The organism is Methylobacter sp., assembly GCF_004322395.1.
In the GTDB taxonomy this organism is placed as follows: domain Bacteria; phylum Pseudomonadota; class Gammaproteobacteria; order Methylococcales; family Methylomonadaceae; genus Methylobacter_A.
Genome location: NZ_SCTW01000092.1, coordinates 1 through 17169 on the forward strand (window position 1 = coordinate 1; position 17169 = coordinate 17169).

Here is a 17169-nt window from a genome sequence, read left to right on the forward strand (position 1 = left end):
CTTCATCTGCGTGTGCTACGGACAAGGTCAGGCCAAGCATTGATAAGATAGTAATAGTGATAATTTTTTTCATAATGTTCCTTGTATGAGTTTATGAGGCGTAGGATCGAATATCGACCTGTCGTAGGGGCGATCCCGCACGACTCCATGGATGGCAGAGGTAGAACACCAACAGTAGGCGCTTTAGGCGACGCAGGAGCAGTTACCGAGGTCGCCCTAAGGGCACAAACATGACATGTCAAAATAAGGCGACCAACCGGCCGCCCCTATAATATTCCTGAATTATTAAAATAAACGGTCAATATCCAAAAACATTGCCAACGCCATCAATGAGACGAGTAATGCAATACCGATTTGTTGAAAGAAAATCTGTACTCTTTCCGATACCGGGCTGCCTTTTATGCCTTCTATCGCAAAAAACAGTAAATGACCGCCATCCAGCACCGGTATCGGCAATAAATTCAATACGCCCAAGCTGACGCTAACCAAAGCCAAATATTTGAGGAAGGGCGCTAAGCCCATAGTGGCAGACTGTCCCGCATATTGGGCAATACTGATAGGGCCGCTTAAATTCTCTACGGAAGCTTTGCCGACCAGCATTTTACCCATCATTTTTAAACTGGTAACGGAATAATAGTAAGTGGTTTCCAGTGCAACCGGCACCGCTGCCAATGGCGACAACGAATACTCCACACTTATCGACTTCATCAATTCTTCAGGTATGAAAACCGATGCACCGACTTTACCTTCTGTTTTCTGTTCGGTTTCCACTTTTTTGGGTGTAATGGTTGCGGGCAAACGTACGCCATCGCGTTCAATCACCAGTTTTATTGCGACACCGCCGTGACTTTTTACGTAATCTACCCATTGCATCCAATCGTTTATGAGCGTGTCGTCAGCACTCACAATCAGGTCTCCTGATTTCAAACCGGCAGCAAGTGCCGCGCTATCGGGAAGCACTTTTCCTATGATGGGCTGCAATTTAGGTGACCAAGGCTTAAAGCCTAAATGTTGGTATAACACATCGGGATTTTCTGTGTCTTTATCGGTAAGCTGAAGCGTCCTGACGTTTTGAAAACCATCAAAGTTTTTCACCTCAACCTTGATAGTCTGCTGACCATCCAATGCCGAAGATACTAAGACAGTCATGGCCTCAGTCCAGGTTGGTGTCGACTTGTCGTTAACTGAGATAATCTCGTCGCCTTCAACAAAGCCCGCGGCTGCGGCTAAGGTGCCCTGCTCTACCGAACCAAGTATCGGCTTTATGCCGGTTTCGCCAATAACCAGTACGCTCCAGAACAGCGCGACGGCAAGCATCAGATTAAACACGGGACCTGCGGCGACTATTGCGATTCTGGCAAATAAAGATTGGCGATTAAAGGCATACGGCAAATCCGCTTCCTTAACTTCGCCTTCCCGCTCATCGACCATCTTGACATAGCCGCCTAGCGGAACCGCCGATATTACATACTCTGTTGTATCTGGATTTTTCTGGTATGACCATAAAATCTTGCCAAAGCCGAGGGAAAACCGAAGTACTTTTACCCCGGCTTTACGAGCGACCCAAAAATGTCCGAATTCATGAAATGAAACCAGAACACTTATCGCAACTATGAAATAAAACAGTGTATGCAAAAAATCCATCAATTATTAAGCTCTCCAATAATCTGTGTAGATACTAGCCTTGCCTGTTGATCGGCATCTAAAATAATCTCCAGGGTATCGGCTGCCTTGGCCTCGAATTTTCTCATGCAGCGTTCAATAATAACCGGAATATCAGTAAACCTAACTTGTTCATTTAAAAACGCCTCGACTGCAATTTCATTGGCCGCATTTAAAACGGTCGGCATCGTGCCGCCTGAAGCAATAGCTTCGTAAGCCAGACGTAAACAGGGAAAACGCTCCAGATTTGGTTCCTGAAAATCCATCCGCCCAACGTCAAAAATATTCAAGGGGTCAACACCCGAATCAAAACGCTCAGGCCAAGCCATCGAATAAGCGATAGGTATGCGCATATCGGGGTTACCCATTTGCGCCAATACCGTTCCATCCACATAATCGACCATTGAATGAATTACGCTTTGTGGGTGTATGACTACTTGAATCTGACATGGGGACATATCAAACAAAATACAAGCCTCTATCATCTCAAGGCCTTTATTCATCATTGTGGCTGAATCGACGGAAATTTTTCTGCCCATATCCCAGTTAGGATGCGCCACTGCTTGATCCGGCGTGACATTGATCAATTGATCAACAGGCATTTCTCGAAAAGGGCCGCCCGAAGCTGTTAATAAAATACGTCTGGCCTGTTTTGCTTGCATACCGGTTTTATAACCGGCGGGCATGCACTGGAATATCGCATTATGCTCGCTATCAATCGGCAATAATTGCGCTCCCGAATCGCTAACGGCTTGCATAAAAATCGAACCGGACATGACCAAAGCTTCCTTATTAGCCAGCAATACCGTTTTACCGGCCTTTGCTGCTGCCAGACTTGGCAACAAACCTGCCGCGCCTACAATTGCCGCCATGACCGAATCAACACTGTCCAACGTTGCAACATGCTCTAACGCTTTAGTGCCGGACAGCACTTTTATATCCGAAATCGTTGTATTTTTAAGTTTTTCCGCAAAAATTTGAGCCTTATGCTCATCCACAACAACAACAACTTCGGGATGATGCTCTAGGCATTGTTCGTAGAGGGCATCAATATTGGTGTTGGCCGTTAATGCAACTACTTTATACTGACTGGGGTGTCTCGCCACCACGTCTAACGTGCTGACGCCAATTGAGCCTGTCGCTCCGAGTATGCAAATGCCTTTCATGACATAAGCCCAATCGCGACTATGCCGGCATAAAAAAACGGAATAGCGGCAATCAGGCTGTCAATTCTATCCAAAATACCGCCGTGGCCGGGCAGTATTGAGCCGGTATCTTTAACGCCAAGCTGGCGTTTGACCACACTGAAAAACAAATCGCCATAAATAGAAATTAACACAGTCAGTACAGATAACAGTATAAAATCGGTTACCCTCATCCAGACAAAACCATCACGATAGCCGTAATAGCCAATAAAAGCTGAGGCCCAAATAGCACCGGCTATTAAAGCCCCGTACATACCTTGAACTGTCTTACCTGGGCTGATTTCAGGCACCAACTTGGTTTTACCGAATTTCTTGCCAGCAAAATAAGCGGCAATATCTGCGACCCAAATTAAAACCAGAAAAAACAAGGTCATTTCCGGACCGTAAAAAGCTCTCAATCGACTCAAAAACATCCACGTTGCAAATAGAATCATCCAGCCTATCAATGCCTTATAACAGACTTTCATTTTCAGATTTAATACGCCCGAAGGAGAATTTCTAATTATGATCATGGATAATATCCAAAACAAAACCGGAGGTATAACCAACCATTCCAGAATACCTGAATAAGTCCTAATATCGGGCCAGTCCAATATTTGAGCGGCCAGTTCTAAAAATTGCGTCCAAAACTGCAGCCATAACATGGGCAAAATCAACGCAAATAAAAATAATATGCGTTTAAACAGTGAATTAATGCCGATAAGATGAGTCCATTCCCACGCCGCCAAAAGCGTAACTAACCCTGCAAGCAATGAAAAATACTCCAAAGGCAGCTGAAAAACAGCAAGCACAACCAGAGGAACCAGAATTAATGCGGTAATAATTCGCTGTAGTAACATTTTGATTATTATTGTGATGAAGTTATTGTTAGAAGTTAAGTGTTAATTTCGTAGCGGTGACCAGACGGCCATCCTTATTTTATTGAAGGGTAGCCGGCAAGTCGCCCTTTGATTTATCAAGCAATTGATCTCCGGTATGACCAAAACGCCTTTGCCGACTTTTAAAACTCTTAATAGCTTCTTCAAGTGAGCTCTGGTCAAAATCCGGCCACAGCGTTGGAGTAAAGTAGAGCTCTGTATAGGCCAGTTGCCATAACAAAAAATTACTAACCCGCTGCTCTCCGCCGGTCCTGATAAACAAGTCGGGCTCGGGCAGATCCGATGTCGACAAATACTGATTGATTAGTTGCTCACTGATATCCTGATTTTTCAATTCACCGGTAGCTATTTTTTCGGTCACTGTCCGGACAGCCTGACATAGATCCCAGCGTCCTCCATAATTTGCTGCGATAACCAACGTTAAGGCACTGTTATCTTTAGTTTGCGCCTCTCCTTCTGCCATTTTAGCCTGTAATTTATCAGAGAATGCTGTCCTGTCGCCAATAAATCGCAAACGGATATTATTGCGATCGAGCTTGTTGATTTCTCTTTGCAAAGTCGCCATAAACAGCCCCATCAGCAATGATACTTCTTCTTCCGGGCGACGCCAGTTTTCACTGCTAAAAGCGAATAAAGTCAGAACTTCAACCTCTTGTTTAGCGCAATACTCTACAATCTTACGAACCGCTTTAACTCCGGCCTGATGACCAACGGCACGAGGCATAAACCTTTTCTGAGCCCAGCGACCATTGCCATCCATGATAATGGCAATATGACGCGGATTGTTATTTGTACCGTTATTTGTACCTATAAGAGTGTTTACCGACTCTACACTATTACAATCATCCGTAGACATTATTTAAATTCCGGTCACTACCCAATTGTTAGAAAAACAGAACACAGATGCCAAAAGTAGGCGTCTCCTGGAGGCACGGATCGACAGAAAATGCCGATTTCCCGCTCCCATCCCTCTTCCCTGCTTAGCGTCCTTTGTATTCTATTATTAATAATCAGCATTTGGTGAGTAGTTACAGTTACATTGACAGTAAGTCAGCTTCTTTTGCTTCCAGCAATTTCTCAACGTCTTTTACATACTGATCGGTCAACTTTTGAATTTTTTCTTCAGCCGCTCGTGCCTCATCTTCGGAAATCATTTTTTCCTTTAAAGCTTCTTTTATGGCTGAATTTGCATCACGACGGATATTTCTGATCGCAACACGACCATTCTCCGCTTCATTTTTGACGACTTTAACCAAAGTGCGACGACGCTCTTCCGTCAGTGGGGGCAATGGAATCCGAATAGTCATTCCATTGGTAGCCGGATTTAAGCCCAAATCCGATTTCATGATGGCTTTTTCAATAGCCTGTACCATGCCTTTTTCCCAAGGTGTAATCGTTAAAGTACGCGCGTCTTCAACAGCAATATTGGCAACCTGAGATAGCGATGACTCGGTACCGTAGTATGAAACGCTAATTTGATCTAATAAGCTGGGGTGAGCTCTGCCCGTTCTTATTTTTGAGAATTCATGTTTTAAGGCTTCAATACTTTTGCCCATACGCGTTGAAGCGTCCTGTTGAATATCATTAATCATTATCTGTTCCTCGTTGAATAAGAGATCCTATCTCTTCGCCCATCATCAGTTTCATTACCGCGCCTTTCTCAAAAACATTCATTACCCGCATTGGTACATTATTATCTCTGCATAATACCAACGCAGTTGTGTCCATTACATTAAGACGCTGATCCAAAGCCTCATCGTAAGTTAACCGAGGATAGAATTTAGCATTCTTGTCCTTTAGAGGATCGGCTGAGTATACGCCTTTAACTTTAGTGGCCTTAATCATCAATTCGGCATTGATTTCAATCGCGCGAAGACTAGCCGCCGAATCGGTGGTAAAAAAAGGATTTCCGGTTCCGGCTGCAAAAATAACAACCCGGCCTTTTTCCAAATGCCTGACCGCCCTGCGACGAATATAATCTTCGCAAACCTGGTTGATTTTCAGTGCGGACATCACCCTGACCTGCTGTCCGTGCGCTTCCAACGCATCTTGCATAGCCAGGGCGTTTATTACGGTAGCCAGCATACCCATCTGGTCGCTGGTCACCCTATCCAATCCTTCGGAAGCTTTTTCGGCCCCACGCAGAATATTACCGCCACCGATAACCAAACCAATCTGAATACCAACATCGCACAACTCTTTAATTTCAATTGCAAGACGTTTAACAATATCCGCATCAATACTACCACCTGTTTCGCTCATTAAAGCTTCACCACTTAACTTAAGCAAAATTCTCTGGCAAATTGTTTTAGTCATTTTAATTATCGGGGGCTGGTAGTTATTATTGATACACGATCCACGGCGATTAGCCGAAGAGCGGCTTAGTTTCCTCTAACTTGTGCCATAACTTCTTCGGCAAAATTCTCTTCTTTTTTCTCAATTCCTTCACCCACTTCCAAACGGGCAAAACGGATAACGCTATTACCTTTTGAAGCAAGTAATTTGCCGACGGTGACTTTGTCGTCCTTAATGAAAGGCTGGCCCAACAAGGTGATTTCCGCCAAAAATTTGCTGATTCGGCCTACCACCATTTTCTCGATGATGTCAGCAGGTTTTCCGCTTTCTGCTGCCTGAACCGAGAAAATTTCTTTTTCTTTCTCAATAAGTTCTGCCGGCACTTGTTCATCGGAAACGCAAGTCGGTTTGCTTGCGGCGATATGCATAGCAATATCTTTTCCTAATTCGCTATCAGCCTTAGCTAATTCAACAATTACGCCGATTTTTTTGCCATGTAAATAACAGGCTGTACCGCCCGTAGCAGTGTGGTATTTTTGGAAGCGTCTGACAGTAATATTTTCGCCCAACTTGGCAATCAAGCCGCGACGAACTTCGTCCACAATCGTGCCGTCAGCCAGCTTCATTACCAACAGTTGTTCTTCTGTTTCAATATCGGAATTCAACAAAGCTTCTGTGACATTATTAACGAAATTTACAAAATCATCCGCCTTGGCAACAAAATCAGTTTCGCAATTAATATCGACAATCGCCACAGTTTTTCCGTCACCACTGACTTTAGCGCCAATGATGCCCTCAGCAGCAATGCGGTCTGATTTTTTATCAGCCTTGGCCAGACCGGACTTGCGCATATTTTCAATAGCTAACTCCATGTCGCCATTTGCTTCAACCAATGCTTTTTTGCATTCCATCATGCCTGAAGCAGTTCTTTCACGCAGTTCCTTAACCATTGCCGCACTTATATTAATACTCATTCTTTGTCTTTCCTCATTGTTCATCACTGTAAAAACGCCCCTGTGAGGGGCGCTTTTTGCCTAACTTCAAGCGTTTAAGGAACGCTTGTAAAACAAGATCGTAGCTTATTCTGCTGCTTCTTCAACAAAATCATCGGCTTTTGCCGACATTCCCAAATTTGCCGATTTAGCTTCCATGACTGCTGCAGAAACGCTCTCGCAATAAAGCTTAACTGCACGAATTGAGTCGTCGTTGCCAGGAATAATGTAATCAATTTTTTCCGGTGAATTGTTGGAATCGACGATACCTACAACAGGAATGCCTAATTTTTTCGCTTCACTGATTGCATTCTTTTCATAACCGACATCCAATATGAAAATCACATCAGGAACACCTTTCATGTCTTTAATTCCACCCAGACTGCGCTCCAGCTTTTCAAGTTCACGTTCCATACCTAACGCTTCTTTCTTGCCAAAACGTTGATAAAGTGTGCCGTCAGCTTTCATCGCTTCCAGTTCTTTAAGACGATTAATCGATTTCTTGATAGTTTTGAAATTTGTCAGCATACCGCCTAACCAGCGATGGTTGACATAAGGCATACCGCAGCGTGCTGCTTCTTCAGCAACTACTTTACGCGCTGCTTTCTTGGTACCAACAAACAGGACAGTGCCTTTGTTTGCTGTCATTTGACCCAGATAATTCATTGCGTCATTAAACATTGGAAGCGTTTTTTCCAAATCGATAATATGGATTTTGTTACGTGCACCGAACAGGTAGTTAGCCATTTTCGGGTTCCAATAACGGGTTTGATGTCCAAAATGGACACCCGCTTCAAGCATTTGACGCATAGATACTGCTGCCATGTGTTCTCCTAAAGATAAAAAATTCGGAATATCTGTTCCGAGTTGGGTTACGCCTCCACCTATCCCGATTGGAAACCAGTTACAATCATTACTTGAAATGAAAGTGTAAACCGGCACCCTTCCAAACGTGACGATAGGCGTGAGTATTAGTTCAAAAACGAACTTCCCTTTATACCATAATTACTTTTTCACAACAAGCCGATCTCTGGTAAAATACCCGCATTACATAGGCGCAAGATGAAAGACACAAGGCTAAAAACCAGTCGCTTGCGCCTTTTGCCTTTTGCCTTGTACCTTGTTTTTATGAGCATAATTATTAAAACCGAAAGTGAAATTGAAAAAATGCGTATTGCCGGAAAATTGGCGGCCGAAGTTTTAGAAATGATTGAACCTTATGTTGTCCCCGGCGTTACGACTGACGAACTCAATCAGATTTGCCACGACTATATCGTCGATGTACAACAAGCCATCCCTGCGCCACTCAATTATCGCGGTTTCCCAAAATCAATTTGTACTTCGGTTAACCAACAAATCTGCCACGGCATTCCCAGTGATAAAAAACTTAAATCCGGCGATATTGTCAATATTGACATTACTGTCATCAAAGACGGCTACCACGGCGATACCAGTAAAATGTTTTGCGTCGGCGAAGTTAGCCAACACGCAAAACGCTTGATAAAAATAACTCAAGAAGCCATGTTTTTGGGTATCAAGCAAATCAAGCCTGGAGCCACGTTAGGAGATATCGGCCATGCCATACAAAAACATGCTGAATCCAATCGTTATTCCGTAGTCAGAGAGTTTTGCGGGCACGGAATCGGCAAAAAATTCCATGAAGAGCCGCAAGTGCTGCATTACGGCAAAGCCGGGGAAGGAGAAGTCCTTGAGGCGGGCATGATTTTAACCGTTGAGCCCATGATTAACCTCGGCAAGCGGCATATGAAAGTATTACCTGACGGATGGACGGCAGTAACCAAAGATCGAAGCCTATCCGCACAATGGGAACATACCGTGCTGGTCACCGAAAGCGGCTATGAGATCCTGACCTTGCGCCAAGAAGAAAAGCTTCCGCTCCTGCTCACGCCCCTTACCTACGTCCTGTAGACAATGTGACAATTTTGACCACAAATATTAACCCTATGGTTTTCGCCGAAAAGGACAGCCTGCAACAATTTAAGCAACTGCTAAAACAAAAAGACGCCGAGCTGCGGCAAAAATTCAATCCGCATAAATCGGTCGCCGCGCTGCTTAACGAAAAGTCCGATTTTATTGATGAAATCTTAAGCTGCTGTTGGCAGCATTTTCTCGGCGGCTACGCAAGCCGGCTTACGCTATGTGCCGTTGGGGGTTACGGCAGAAGAGAACTATTCCCCTATTCCGACATCGACTTGGTTGTCCTGCTGGATTCCGAGGACACCAGCCCTTACCAGGAGGGCTTATCAAGTTTTTTTACCTTTCTCTGGGATATCGGCTTAAAACTGGGACAAAGCACTCGCACCATCAAGCAATGCGTTGAAGCTGCGGTAGAAGACCAAACCATCATGACCAGCCTTATGGAAATTCGACTGATTTCCGGTAATGCCGCACTATATGAAATATTAAAACAACAAACCACCTCGGATAAAATCTGGCCTTCAGACCGATTTTTCGCTGCAAAAATGGAAGAGCAGCGGCTGCGTTACGCTAAATTCCATGATACCGCTTACAACCTTGAACCCAACATCAAAGAAGGGCCGGGAGGGCTGCGCGACAGACAAGTCATCGCCTGGGTATTTAAACGCCATTACAACTCATCAACGCTCAAGGAATTGATTAAATATGGTTTTCTGCCCGAATCCGAATATTTGGAATTGGTTGCCGCTCTTGAAGTGCTCTGGCGAATTCGTTACGCACTGCATCTTTTAACCAACCGTTGCGAAGACCGGCTGATTTTTGATTATCAACGCGACCTCGCCCAGCAATTCGGCTTCAGCACCGAGCACCAGGAATACAATCAAGATGTCGAGCAGTTCATGCAGTTTTATTTCAAAACAGTACTTGGACTTGAGCGACTCAATGAAATGCTATTGCAACTATTTAACGAACGTTTCGTTTCCGGGGAAATCGATCACAAACCCATCCCGCTTAACGACAAATTCGTTGTCATCAACGGCTATCTTGAAGCCAGCGATGACACTCTTTTCGAGCGACACCCACTGGCTTTGCTGGAACTCTTTTTGGTTCTGGAACAGAATTCATCTATCAAGGGCGTCAGGGCAACAACCATACGCCTGATTCGTAAGAATCTGCATTTAATCGATGACACATTCCGAGCCAACAAAGCCGCGAACCGTCTTTTTATAGAAGCGTTCCGCCAACCACGAGGCATTACCGATCAGTTAAGGCGCATGAATCGCTATGGGGTGTTGGCCGCCTATATTCCGTGCTTTGCCAACATTGTCGCCCGTATGCAATATGATTTGTTCCACATTTACACGGTAGACGAGCACACTCTTTTTGTTATCCGTAACTTACGCCGCTTTGCTTTAGAAAAACACCTTGATGAACTGCCTTTCTGCAATGATGTTTTCCTGATGATCTCAAAACCGGAACTGCTGTATCTTGCCGGCCTGTTTCACGACATAGCCAAAGGCAGAAGCGGTGACCACTCTGCGATAGGCGAAGAAATCGCCAGAGCATTCTGCGTTCAACACGATCTTTCGCCACATGATACCAATCTGATCTGCTGGCTGGTACGCAATCATCTGGTCATGTCGATGACAGCGCAACGAAAAGACATCAGCGACCCGGATGTGATTCATCAATTCGCACAAACCGTTGGCAGTATCGAATACTTGAATTATTTATATCTTTTGACTGTGGCCGATATTCGCGCCACCAACCCTGAACTCTGGAATGCATGGAAAGATGCCCTACTGAAAGAGCTTTATTCGGTCACCCATAGCACTTTGCACAAAGGCTTACAAAACCCTGTAACCATGGCAGATCGCTTGCTTGAAAACAAAAAAGAAGCAAAAGACGAACTGATTAAATTAGGCATATCCGAGCCGGTTATTCTTAGATCCTGGCAACACGCCAGCGATGATTATTTTTTAAGATATTCAGCCGATGAAATAGCTTGGCATACCATTGCTATAGCTTCATCCAAAGAAGATGAGCTGCCCTTGGTACTGCTGCGCCCGCAGACTCAACGAGGCAGTGCGGAGGTTTTTGTTTACACGAAAAATGAAGAGGCTATTTTTTCGTTAAGCACCGCCACCCTTGACCAACTGGGACTTACCATTCTTGACGCCCGAATCATAACCACAACCGATGACTATGTACTTAATAGTTTCCTGGTTCTTGAGCAGTCGGGAGAACCTATTGACGAACTGTTCAGAGAAGTGCACATCTGCGCTGTGCTTCGTAATAATCTGCTGCACCGCGAAGTAAAAAAATACAAAAACATTCATCGTCAATCAAGGCAGGCTAAACATTTCCCTATTCCTACCAGCATTCAATTTCATGCAGATCCTTTAAACAGGCACACGATTATTGAACTTATCACCACTGATCATGCCGGGCTTTTATCAAAAATAGGCCGGGCATTTGTAAAAAAAGATATACATCTGCACAACGCAAAAATTACCACCATAGGCAGCCGGGCGGAAGACATGTTTTATATTACAGATAACCGGTCACAGCCCATCACAGACCCGGTTAGGCAGGAACAAATACGCGAAGAAATATTGAAAATGCTGGGCAGTACAGGTTAGTCCAAGAGCAACTACTCAGCCTACTCGGTTCTTATTGCTGCCGAATCAAATTCAGCGTTTTTTCCGGCAGATTTTCCGTAGTCGCGCCTTCAAGATATGAGCGCGCATCCTCATGCACCGTCGTCATAAACCGGATTAACTGCATTTCTTGTTGCATTTTTTGTTCAAAATCTTCCGCTTCCCACATTCTATTCAGCAAATATTTTGCATGATGATGAATGGTAAAAGCGATCGCCTCGGGCAGGTGTGTATAGCTGGTCTGGATTGAGGATTTAAGCTGATCCAGCGCATCCAGATATTGTTTATAATCTTTAATATCCTGCTTGCACTTGGTTTTAAACATTGACAGTTCAGCATCGTGTTTAGTCTTCAACAAGCTAATGTCGTGCTCCAACTGTGCGCTCCTCTTTTTTAACTCGGCTTCCAGAGCTTTCTCGGCCAGGATGCGATCATGTTTGAGCTTTATCAGACCGTGCTGATTAGCTTGCTGCCATCTCAGGTTTTCATCCTTAACAGAATGAAACAAACTGATAATACTAATAACCCAGCGTTTTAAGATAGTCATGCGCTAAACAATGTTGGAGATTTTTTGCTGCAATTTTAGCAGCGCCTCAACATCCAGCTGATTTCGATAGCGGACATTGTCTTTTTGTAGTTGCAGATAAATCGTTTCAGGTAACTTTGTTTTAATCGACAGCAAGTCTTTACCGATGGATGCGGACAACAACCTAACATGTTTACGATTATTACGCTTCAACAGACGTTTTCTGTTCAGTTCATTAACATACTTTATTTGCACCCTTTTAAAAAAAAACAAACGCTCAATTTGTTCCTGTTTGGCTAACGCAAACCACAACCGCCTCTTTACTCGCTGTTCAACCGAAAAATAATCTAAAGCAGACCTGACCATGCTTTTAAAAACACCTAATAATCCGGCGATAATTAACATACCAAATGCAGTTAACAGCATTGTCGTTCCCAGCGTTATTAACGCTTTAGGCAAACCGTGCACAGTTAACCACGACAACAGTTCCGCCGATAAAAACACCGGCAATGAAGTTAGAATCAACAGCAGCGAAATTCTAATAATCAAAACGAAAACCGGAAAGTCAAAAAAACGACTCTTGCTAGCCATATTCAGGGCGTATTTGATATTGTGCTCAACCTTTTGTCCAAAGTTTAATCAGAACGCTTATAGCTGACTGACCACTGTAGCCAACTGTTCATCATAAAGTGCGGCGATTAAATTAGCTTGATAAACCATGCCCACCAAGCGATTCTCATTGTTCACTATCGGGATCTGCCTAAAGCCTTGAGTAGACATCAGTGAAATAAGCTCAACGATATGAGTGCTTTCAGACAGCACACTCACCGAGGTAGTCATTATATGCCCGACGGACTCCGGTTTATCGGTAGATATATCGGGTGTACGACGAATAAATGTCCGAAACTTGTCCTGAAAACTATCGTAAGCGCTAAGATTAATAAATTTAAAAAAATCATTCCAGGTAATAATACCAATCACTCTCCTAGCTCTATCGACAACCGGCATGGATTTAAGTTTTTGCTTGTGCATGATGTTCCAAGCTTCTTCAACTTCCGTCCCGTATTCAACGGCAGGAACATCCCTGACCATGATATCCGCACAAGTAATATTACCCTTAAAGCGTTTAAAGCTCCGGGCCTCCGCATCGACCAGCAGCTTACGCAAGTCTCCGGACGAAACATCCATAAACATATCCATGTTTTCCAACGCCAGTTTTAAATCCTGATCCGAAATGCCGGTTTTCTGGTTAGGCTTAACAATGCTGTTTTGTTTGCCGGGAATTATCGGGTAATCATACCGTAAAACCCAGCGATTAATGGCTATCGCTGTAACCAGCATAATCGCCACATTTAAGCCCACAGGCATTAAAACAAAGCCATAATCCAGCGAACCACCGGAGGCGTTGGCCAGAATGGGTGCAATTGCAGTTGCAGCACCGGGAGGATGCAAACAACGTAGTAACAGCATCGCAAGAATACTGCTCCCAGCAGCACATGCCGAGGATATTGCTATATCTGCAAACCATTGCGCGCAAGCAATCCCGATAATAGCAGATATCAAATGTCCGCCAACAAGTGGCCAGGGTTGTGCCAACGGACTGTGAGGGATAATAAATAAAATGGCCGCGGAAGCGCCCATAGAGGCGACAATAATAGGAAAAGCGGTACCTATGCTTAATTGCTGCGTACCCAGCGCTATAATTAGAATGGCGCTAAAACAAGAAATAAAAGAAAGAAGCTTGCCTTTAAAGCTTAAGTTTATCGGATCACCAATAATAAAATAATAAATAAACTGGCTGATTTTCCTCATTAATGATCCCTGTACTCATTGATAAAGGCTGTTCGTACCGATGCTGGAATGCAAGTATATAACATTCCAATCTATATTCCAGAACTCTGGGATCAGTTAAGGACATACAAGAATTCACCGGCTCTCAAGCTTGAACCAGGAAAATAGCCTATAAGCTGGAGCATGTTGCTCAACGACAAGTAATTAGTCACACCGTAAGCCGCAATGAACTGGAAAACGGCTCTATTAAACTCGGACGTCATCAGCTAAAACTTATCTTGCTTCAACCTATTACCGACGAACCGGTTAGCCAACCGGCTAAACATAGTGCTTCTGTAGAAGACGGGCTTGCCACACATCTGATCAGCAACCATAAGCAACTTAAATGCTAGCGACTGACACACTTACCGAGCTCACAGCCATTGCTATTATTGATGAAACTCACGTAGTGCTTTGCTTAGCTTTTTATGGTTTCTCATACACTTTCTCGTCTTTGACCGGATTAAAAAAGCATGAAACTATTTAGTTAACCTTTTTTCTTTTCCGATCGGTGGCGATTGCATTTATGAGCTGAATCTAAGAAGCTTAATAAATTCACTTTCTGCGAAGATATCGACATTATTCTCAACCCTGTCCAGATAGGTTTTACCTTCCAGATGATCGAATTCATGCTGAAATATTCTTGCAACAAACCCGTCTAGTTTAGACTCCACCTCGTCGCCCAGTATGTCAGTATACTGAATCAATATTTCCTTATATCTAGGTACCAATGCACGTATCCCCGGAATGCTCAAACAACCTTCCCAGTCCTTTTCTTGTATTTCCGACAAAACCTGAAAACAAGGATTAATCATCACCGTAGGCTCCATTAATGGCGCCAAAGGATAACGCGGCGTAGGCCGTGAGGCCATAATGATAATTCGTTGTGATTCGCCGATCTGGGGCGCTGCAATGCCAACACCTGAAGTTCCCGCCAAAGTGCTCTGCATAGCCTCGATTATCCGTAAAGTATCGGCATCATGCACATCGTTAACGGTTTTGGCTTTTTGCCTGAGCACCTGATCGCCTAATTGGGCAATTTCACATATCCTAATCATTGCAGTTCGTACATCAGCACAGTCTGAGCTTGAACCGGCTCTTCAGTCTCGGCTTTTTGTAATTGCTGATAACTGCCGTCAGACTGTAGGAGCCAAGCTTGAGTGTTATCGTTTAAATACAAATTCAGGTCCTGCAGGATTCGGTTTTGCAGTTTTTTATTTTCAACCGGAAAACAGACTTCAACACGCCGAAACATATTACGATTCATTAAATCTGCGCTGGAGGCATAGACTTCCCTGTCTCCGTCATTTTCAAACGCATAAACCCGCGCATGCTCCAAAAAGCGCCCGATAATGGATCGAACTTCTATATTTTCAGATATGCCCGGAATTCCCGGCTTTAAGCAACACACACCCCTGACAATTAATTTAACCTCAACCCCGGCCTGTGAAGCACGATAAAGAGCCTGAATAGATTGCTCCTCAACAACGGCATTCACCTGGATGATGATTTTTGCCGGCTTGCCGTTTTTGGCATGGCGTATTTCCCGTTCAATTTTTTCTATTAAGCCTCGATGCAAGGTGAATGGCGATTGCAGTAATTTGTTCAATTTGGTTACTTTGCCCAAACTGGTCAACTGGGCAAATACCCGCCGCACATCTTCGCCTAGTTCCTTATCGCAGGAAAACAAGCCGTAATCAGTATAAATTTGTGCCGTTTTCGGATGATAATTTCCGGTGCCTAGATGAACGTAATTGCGCAGTTCCTTGCCTTCCCGCCTTAATACCAAACACATTTTGGCATGGGTTTTATAGCCCACCACGCCGTAAACTACATGCACGGCGGCTTCTTGTAATTTGGAAGCCAAATCGATATTGGCTTTTTCATCAAACCGCGCTCTTAACTCAATAACTACCGTCACTACCTTACCGGTTCTCGCGGCTTTAATTAAAGCGCTGACGATAGGCGAATCGGCTCCGGTTCGATAGAGCGTTTGCTTAATTGCCAATACATCAGGAGAAACCGCCGCTTGACGAATAAATTCAACAACCGGCGAAAAAGACTCAAAGGGATGATGCAGTAAAATGTCGTGGCGTCTAATTGCTGCAAATATATCTTTACTGCGCTCCAACTGTTGCGGCACTGTGGGTTTAAAGGTAGGGAATTTCAGATCAGGCCGGCCGACCAGATCGTTAATTTCCTGAATCCTGTTTAGATTGACCGGTCCGTCAACCAAAAACAAACGATCACGGGTCATTTCAAAACGATCCAGCAAAAATGTTACTGTTTCATCCGGGCATTTAGCGTCAATCTCCAAACGAACTTCATCGCCGTAATTCCGCATAGCCAGCTCGCCTTCCACAGCAAGCAATAAATCGTCAATAGCATCATCATCGACAAAAAAGTCACTATTCCGGGTGACTCTAAATTGATAGCAGCCTTTGACATTCATGCCGTTAAATAACTGATCGACAAAAGCGTGAATAATCGATGATAAAAATACAAAATCAGCTGTTCCGCTACCTGTCTCACCGGCGGGTAATTGAATAATGCGCGGCAAGGCTCTCGGCGCTTGCAAAATAGCCCTGCCGCTATTCCTGCCGAATGCATCTTTTCCGGTTAATGAAATAATAAAGTTTAAACTCTTGTTGAGTATGCGCGGAAAAGGGTGAGCTGAATCCAGTCCAACCGGCGTTAAAATCGGCAATAACTCATCATTAAAATAGGCTTCCAGCCATTTGAGTTGTGCTTCGGTCCATTCTTTACGGCGAATAAAATGAATATTTTCCTTGGCCAGTTTTGGAATCAAAATTTCATTAAGAACTTTATACTGCTCGTCAACCAATTGGTGAGCATGAACAGCAATCAGCTCCAATTGTTCATTAGGCGTTAATCCATCAGGGCCTACGGCTTTGGGGTCAATGGCAGCCATCTGTATAACACTGGCTACGCGAACCTCAAAAAACTCGTCAAGGTTGGAACAAGAAATGCATAAATAATTAAGCCGCTCAAGCAGCGGCACTTTTTCATCTTTCGCCTGTGCCAAAACCCGCTTATTGAACTCCAATAAACTCAGTTCGCGATTAAGATAAAGTTCCGGTTTTTGAAGATCGATTATATTTTCTATATCATTTATATCCATGTTTTACTCAGTTATGTAGGAACGCATTGCCCGCCATTTTT

Annotated in this window: 15 protein-coding genes; 2 read left to right on the top strand and 13 right to left on the bottom strand. The window is 44.0% G+C overall.

From position 1 onward, the window contains the following. Window positions 1-285 precede the first annotated feature (285 nt). From rseP to rpsB, 8 genes are all read right to left on the bottom strand, one after another. Window positions 286-1644 (bottom strand): RIP metalloprotease RseP, encoded by a 1359-nt coding sequence (gene rseP / locus EPO18_RS12465; protein WP_292433719.1) that lies wholly within the window; start codon window positions 1642-1644, stop codon window positions 286-288. Further along, a complete protein-coding gene (gene ispC / locus EPO18_RS12470) occupies window positions 1644-2828 on the bottom strand; it encodes a 1-deoxy-D-xylulose-5-phosphate reductoisomerase (protein ID WP_292433701.1) in 1185 nt (394 codons plus the stop codon). Before ispC ends, rseP begins: the two co-directional genes overlap by 1 nt. Further along, on the bottom strand, window positions 2825-3706 hold the full coding sequence (locus EPO18_RS12475; protein ID WP_292433702.1) for a phosphatidate cytidylyltransferase: 882 nt from the start codon (window positions 3704-3706) through the stop codon (window positions 2825-2827). Before EPO18_RS12475 ends, ispC begins: the two co-directional genes overlap by 4 nt. A 79-nt stretch (window positions 3707-3785) precedes the next feature. Further along, the gene (locus EPO18_RS12480; protein WP_292433703.1) at window positions 3786-4601 is read right to left on the bottom strand and encodes an isoprenyl transferase; all 816 of its coding nucleotides are present in this window, start codon (window positions 4599-4601) and stop codon (window positions 3786-3788) included. A 178-nt stretch (window positions 4602-4779) separates the two neighbouring features. After that, window positions 4780-5337, bottom strand: a complete 558-nt coding sequence (gene frr / locus EPO18_RS12485; protein ID WP_363331506.1) for a ribosome recycling factor — start codon at window positions 5335-5337, stop codon at window positions 4780-4782. Further along, window positions 5330-6061 carry a UMP kinase gene (gene pyrH, locus EPO18_RS12490; RefSeq protein ID WP_292433704.1) on the bottom strand — a complete coding sequence of 244 codons (732 nt, stop codon included), beginning with the start codon at window positions 6059-6061 and terminating at the stop codon, window positions 5330-5332. Before pyrH ends, frr begins: the two co-directional genes overlap by 8 nt. Before the next feature lie 65 nt (window positions 6062-6126). After that, a complete protein-coding gene (gene tsf, locus EPO18_RS12495; protein WP_292433721.1) occupies window positions 6127-7014 on the bottom strand; it encodes a translation elongation factor Ts in 888 nt (295 codons plus the stop codon). Between the two features lie 105 nt (window positions 7015-7119). Then, window positions 7120-7857 carry a 30S ribosomal protein S2 gene (rpsB, locus tag EPO18_RS12500; protein WP_292433705.1) on the bottom strand — a complete coding sequence of 246 codons (738 nt, stop codon included), beginning with the start codon at window positions 7855-7857 and terminating at the stop codon, window positions 7120-7122. 303 nt (window positions 7858-8160) lie between these two features. Here rpsB and map point away from each other — a divergent pair, with 303 nt between their 5' ends. Both map and glnD read left to right on the top strand, forming a co-directional pair. Further along, window positions 8161-8961 (top strand): type I methionyl aminopeptidase, encoded by an 801-nt coding sequence (gene map, locus EPO18_RS12505; RefSeq protein WP_292433706.1) that lies wholly within the window; start codon window positions 8161-8163, stop codon window positions 8959-8961. A 35-nt stretch (window positions 8962-8996) separates the two neighbouring features. After that, window positions 8997-11612 (top strand): [protein-PII] uridylyltransferase, encoded by a 2616-nt coding sequence (gene glnD / locus EPO18_RS12510; RefSeq protein ID WP_292433722.1) that lies wholly within the window; start codon window positions 8997-8999, stop codon window positions 11610-11612. Between the two features lie 31 nt (window positions 11613-11643). Here glnD and EPO18_RS12515 read toward each other — a convergent pair whose 3' ends face one another. From EPO18_RS12515 to ppk1, 5 genes are all read right to left on the bottom strand, one after another. Further along, a complete protein-coding gene (locus EPO18_RS12515; protein ID WP_292433707.1) occupies window positions 11644-12177 on the bottom strand; it encodes a hypothetical protein in 534 nt (177 codons plus the stop codon). Between the two features lie 3 nt (window positions 12178-12180). Beyond that, window positions 12181-12705 carry a hypothetical protein gene (locus EPO18_RS12520; RefSeq protein ID WP_292433708.1) on the bottom strand — a complete coding sequence of 175 codons (525 nt, stop codon included), beginning with the start codon at window positions 12703-12705 and terminating at the stop codon, window positions 12181-12183. A gap of 99 nt (window positions 12706-12804) precedes the next feature. Then, window positions 12805-13968, bottom strand: a complete 1164-nt coding sequence (locus EPO18_RS12525) for an HPP family protein (RefSeq protein ID WP_292433709.1) — start codon at window positions 13966-13968, stop codon at window positions 12805-12807. Between the two features lie 542 nt (window positions 13969-14510). Then, window positions 14511-15044, bottom strand: coding sequence for a peptide deformylase (def, locus tag EPO18_RS12530; RefSeq protein WP_292433710.1), 534 nt, complete (start codon window positions 15042-15044; stop codon window positions 14511-14513). Next, on the bottom strand, window positions 15041-17128 hold the full coding sequence (gene ppk1 / locus EPO18_RS12535; protein ID WP_292433711.1) for a polyphosphate kinase 1: 2088 nt from the start codon (window positions 17126-17128) through the stop codon (window positions 15041-15043). Before ppk1 ends, def begins: the two co-directional genes overlap by 4 nt. Between the last annotated feature and the right edge of the window lie 41 nt (window positions 17129-17169).

What these genes read in the sequence shown, in the direction of transcription:
- def (WP_292433710.1), bottom strand. Translation starts at nt 15,044, where the DNA reads ATGATTAGGATATGTGAAATTGCCCAATTAGGCGATCAGGTGCTCAGG.
- tsf (WP_292433721.1), bottom strand. Translation starts at nt 7,014, where the DNA reads ATGAGTATTAATATAAGTGCGGCAATGGTTAAGGAACTGCGTGAAAGA.
- EPO18_RS12475 (WP_292433702.1), bottom strand. Translation starts at nt 3,706, where the DNA reads ATGTTACTACAGCGAATTATTACCGCATTAATTCTGGTTCCTCTGGTT.
- ppk1 (WP_292433711.1), bottom strand. Translation starts at nt 17,128, where the DNA reads ATGGATATAAATGATATAGAAAATATAATCGATCTTCAAAAACCGGAA.
- EPO18_RS12480 (WP_292433703.1), bottom strand. Translation starts at nt 4,601, where the DNA reads ATGTCTACGGATGATTGTAATAGTGTAGAGTCGGTAAACACTCTTATA.
- EPO18_RS12525 (WP_292433709.1), bottom strand. Translation starts at nt 13,968, where the DNA reads ATGAGGAAAATCAGCCAGTTTATTTATTATTTTATTATTGGTGATCCG.
- glnD (WP_292433722.1), top strand. Translation starts at nt 8,997, where the DNA reads ATGGTTTTCGCCGAAAAGGACAGCCTGCAACAATTTAAGCAACTGCTA.
- rseP (WP_292433719.1), bottom strand. Translation starts at nt 1,644, where the DNA reads ATGGATTTTTTGCATACACTGTTTTATTTCATAGTTGCGATAAGTGTT.
- frr (WP_363331506.1), bottom strand. Translation starts at nt 5,337, where the DNA reads ATGATTAATGATATTCAACAGGACGCTTCAACGCGTATGGGCAAAAGT.
- ispC (WP_292433701.1), bottom strand. Translation starts at nt 2,828, where the DNA reads ATGAAAGGCATTTGCATACTCGGAGCGACAGGCTCAATTGGCGTCAGC.
- rpsB (WP_292433705.1), bottom strand. Translation starts at nt 7,857, where the DNA reads ATGGCAGCAGTATCTATGCGTCAAATGCTTGAAGCGGGTGTCCATTTT.
- EPO18_RS12515 (WP_292433707.1), bottom strand. Translation starts at nt 12,177, where the DNA reads ATGACTATCTTAAAACGCTGGGTTATTAGTATTATCAGTTTGTTTCAT.
- pyrH (WP_292433704.1), bottom strand. Translation starts at nt 6,061, where the DNA reads ATGACTAAAACAATTTGCCAGAGAATTTTGCTTAAGTTAAGTGGTGAA.
- map (WP_292433706.1), top strand. Translation starts at nt 8,161, where the DNA reads ATGAGCATAATTATTAAAACCGAAAGTGAAATTGAAAAAATGCGTATT.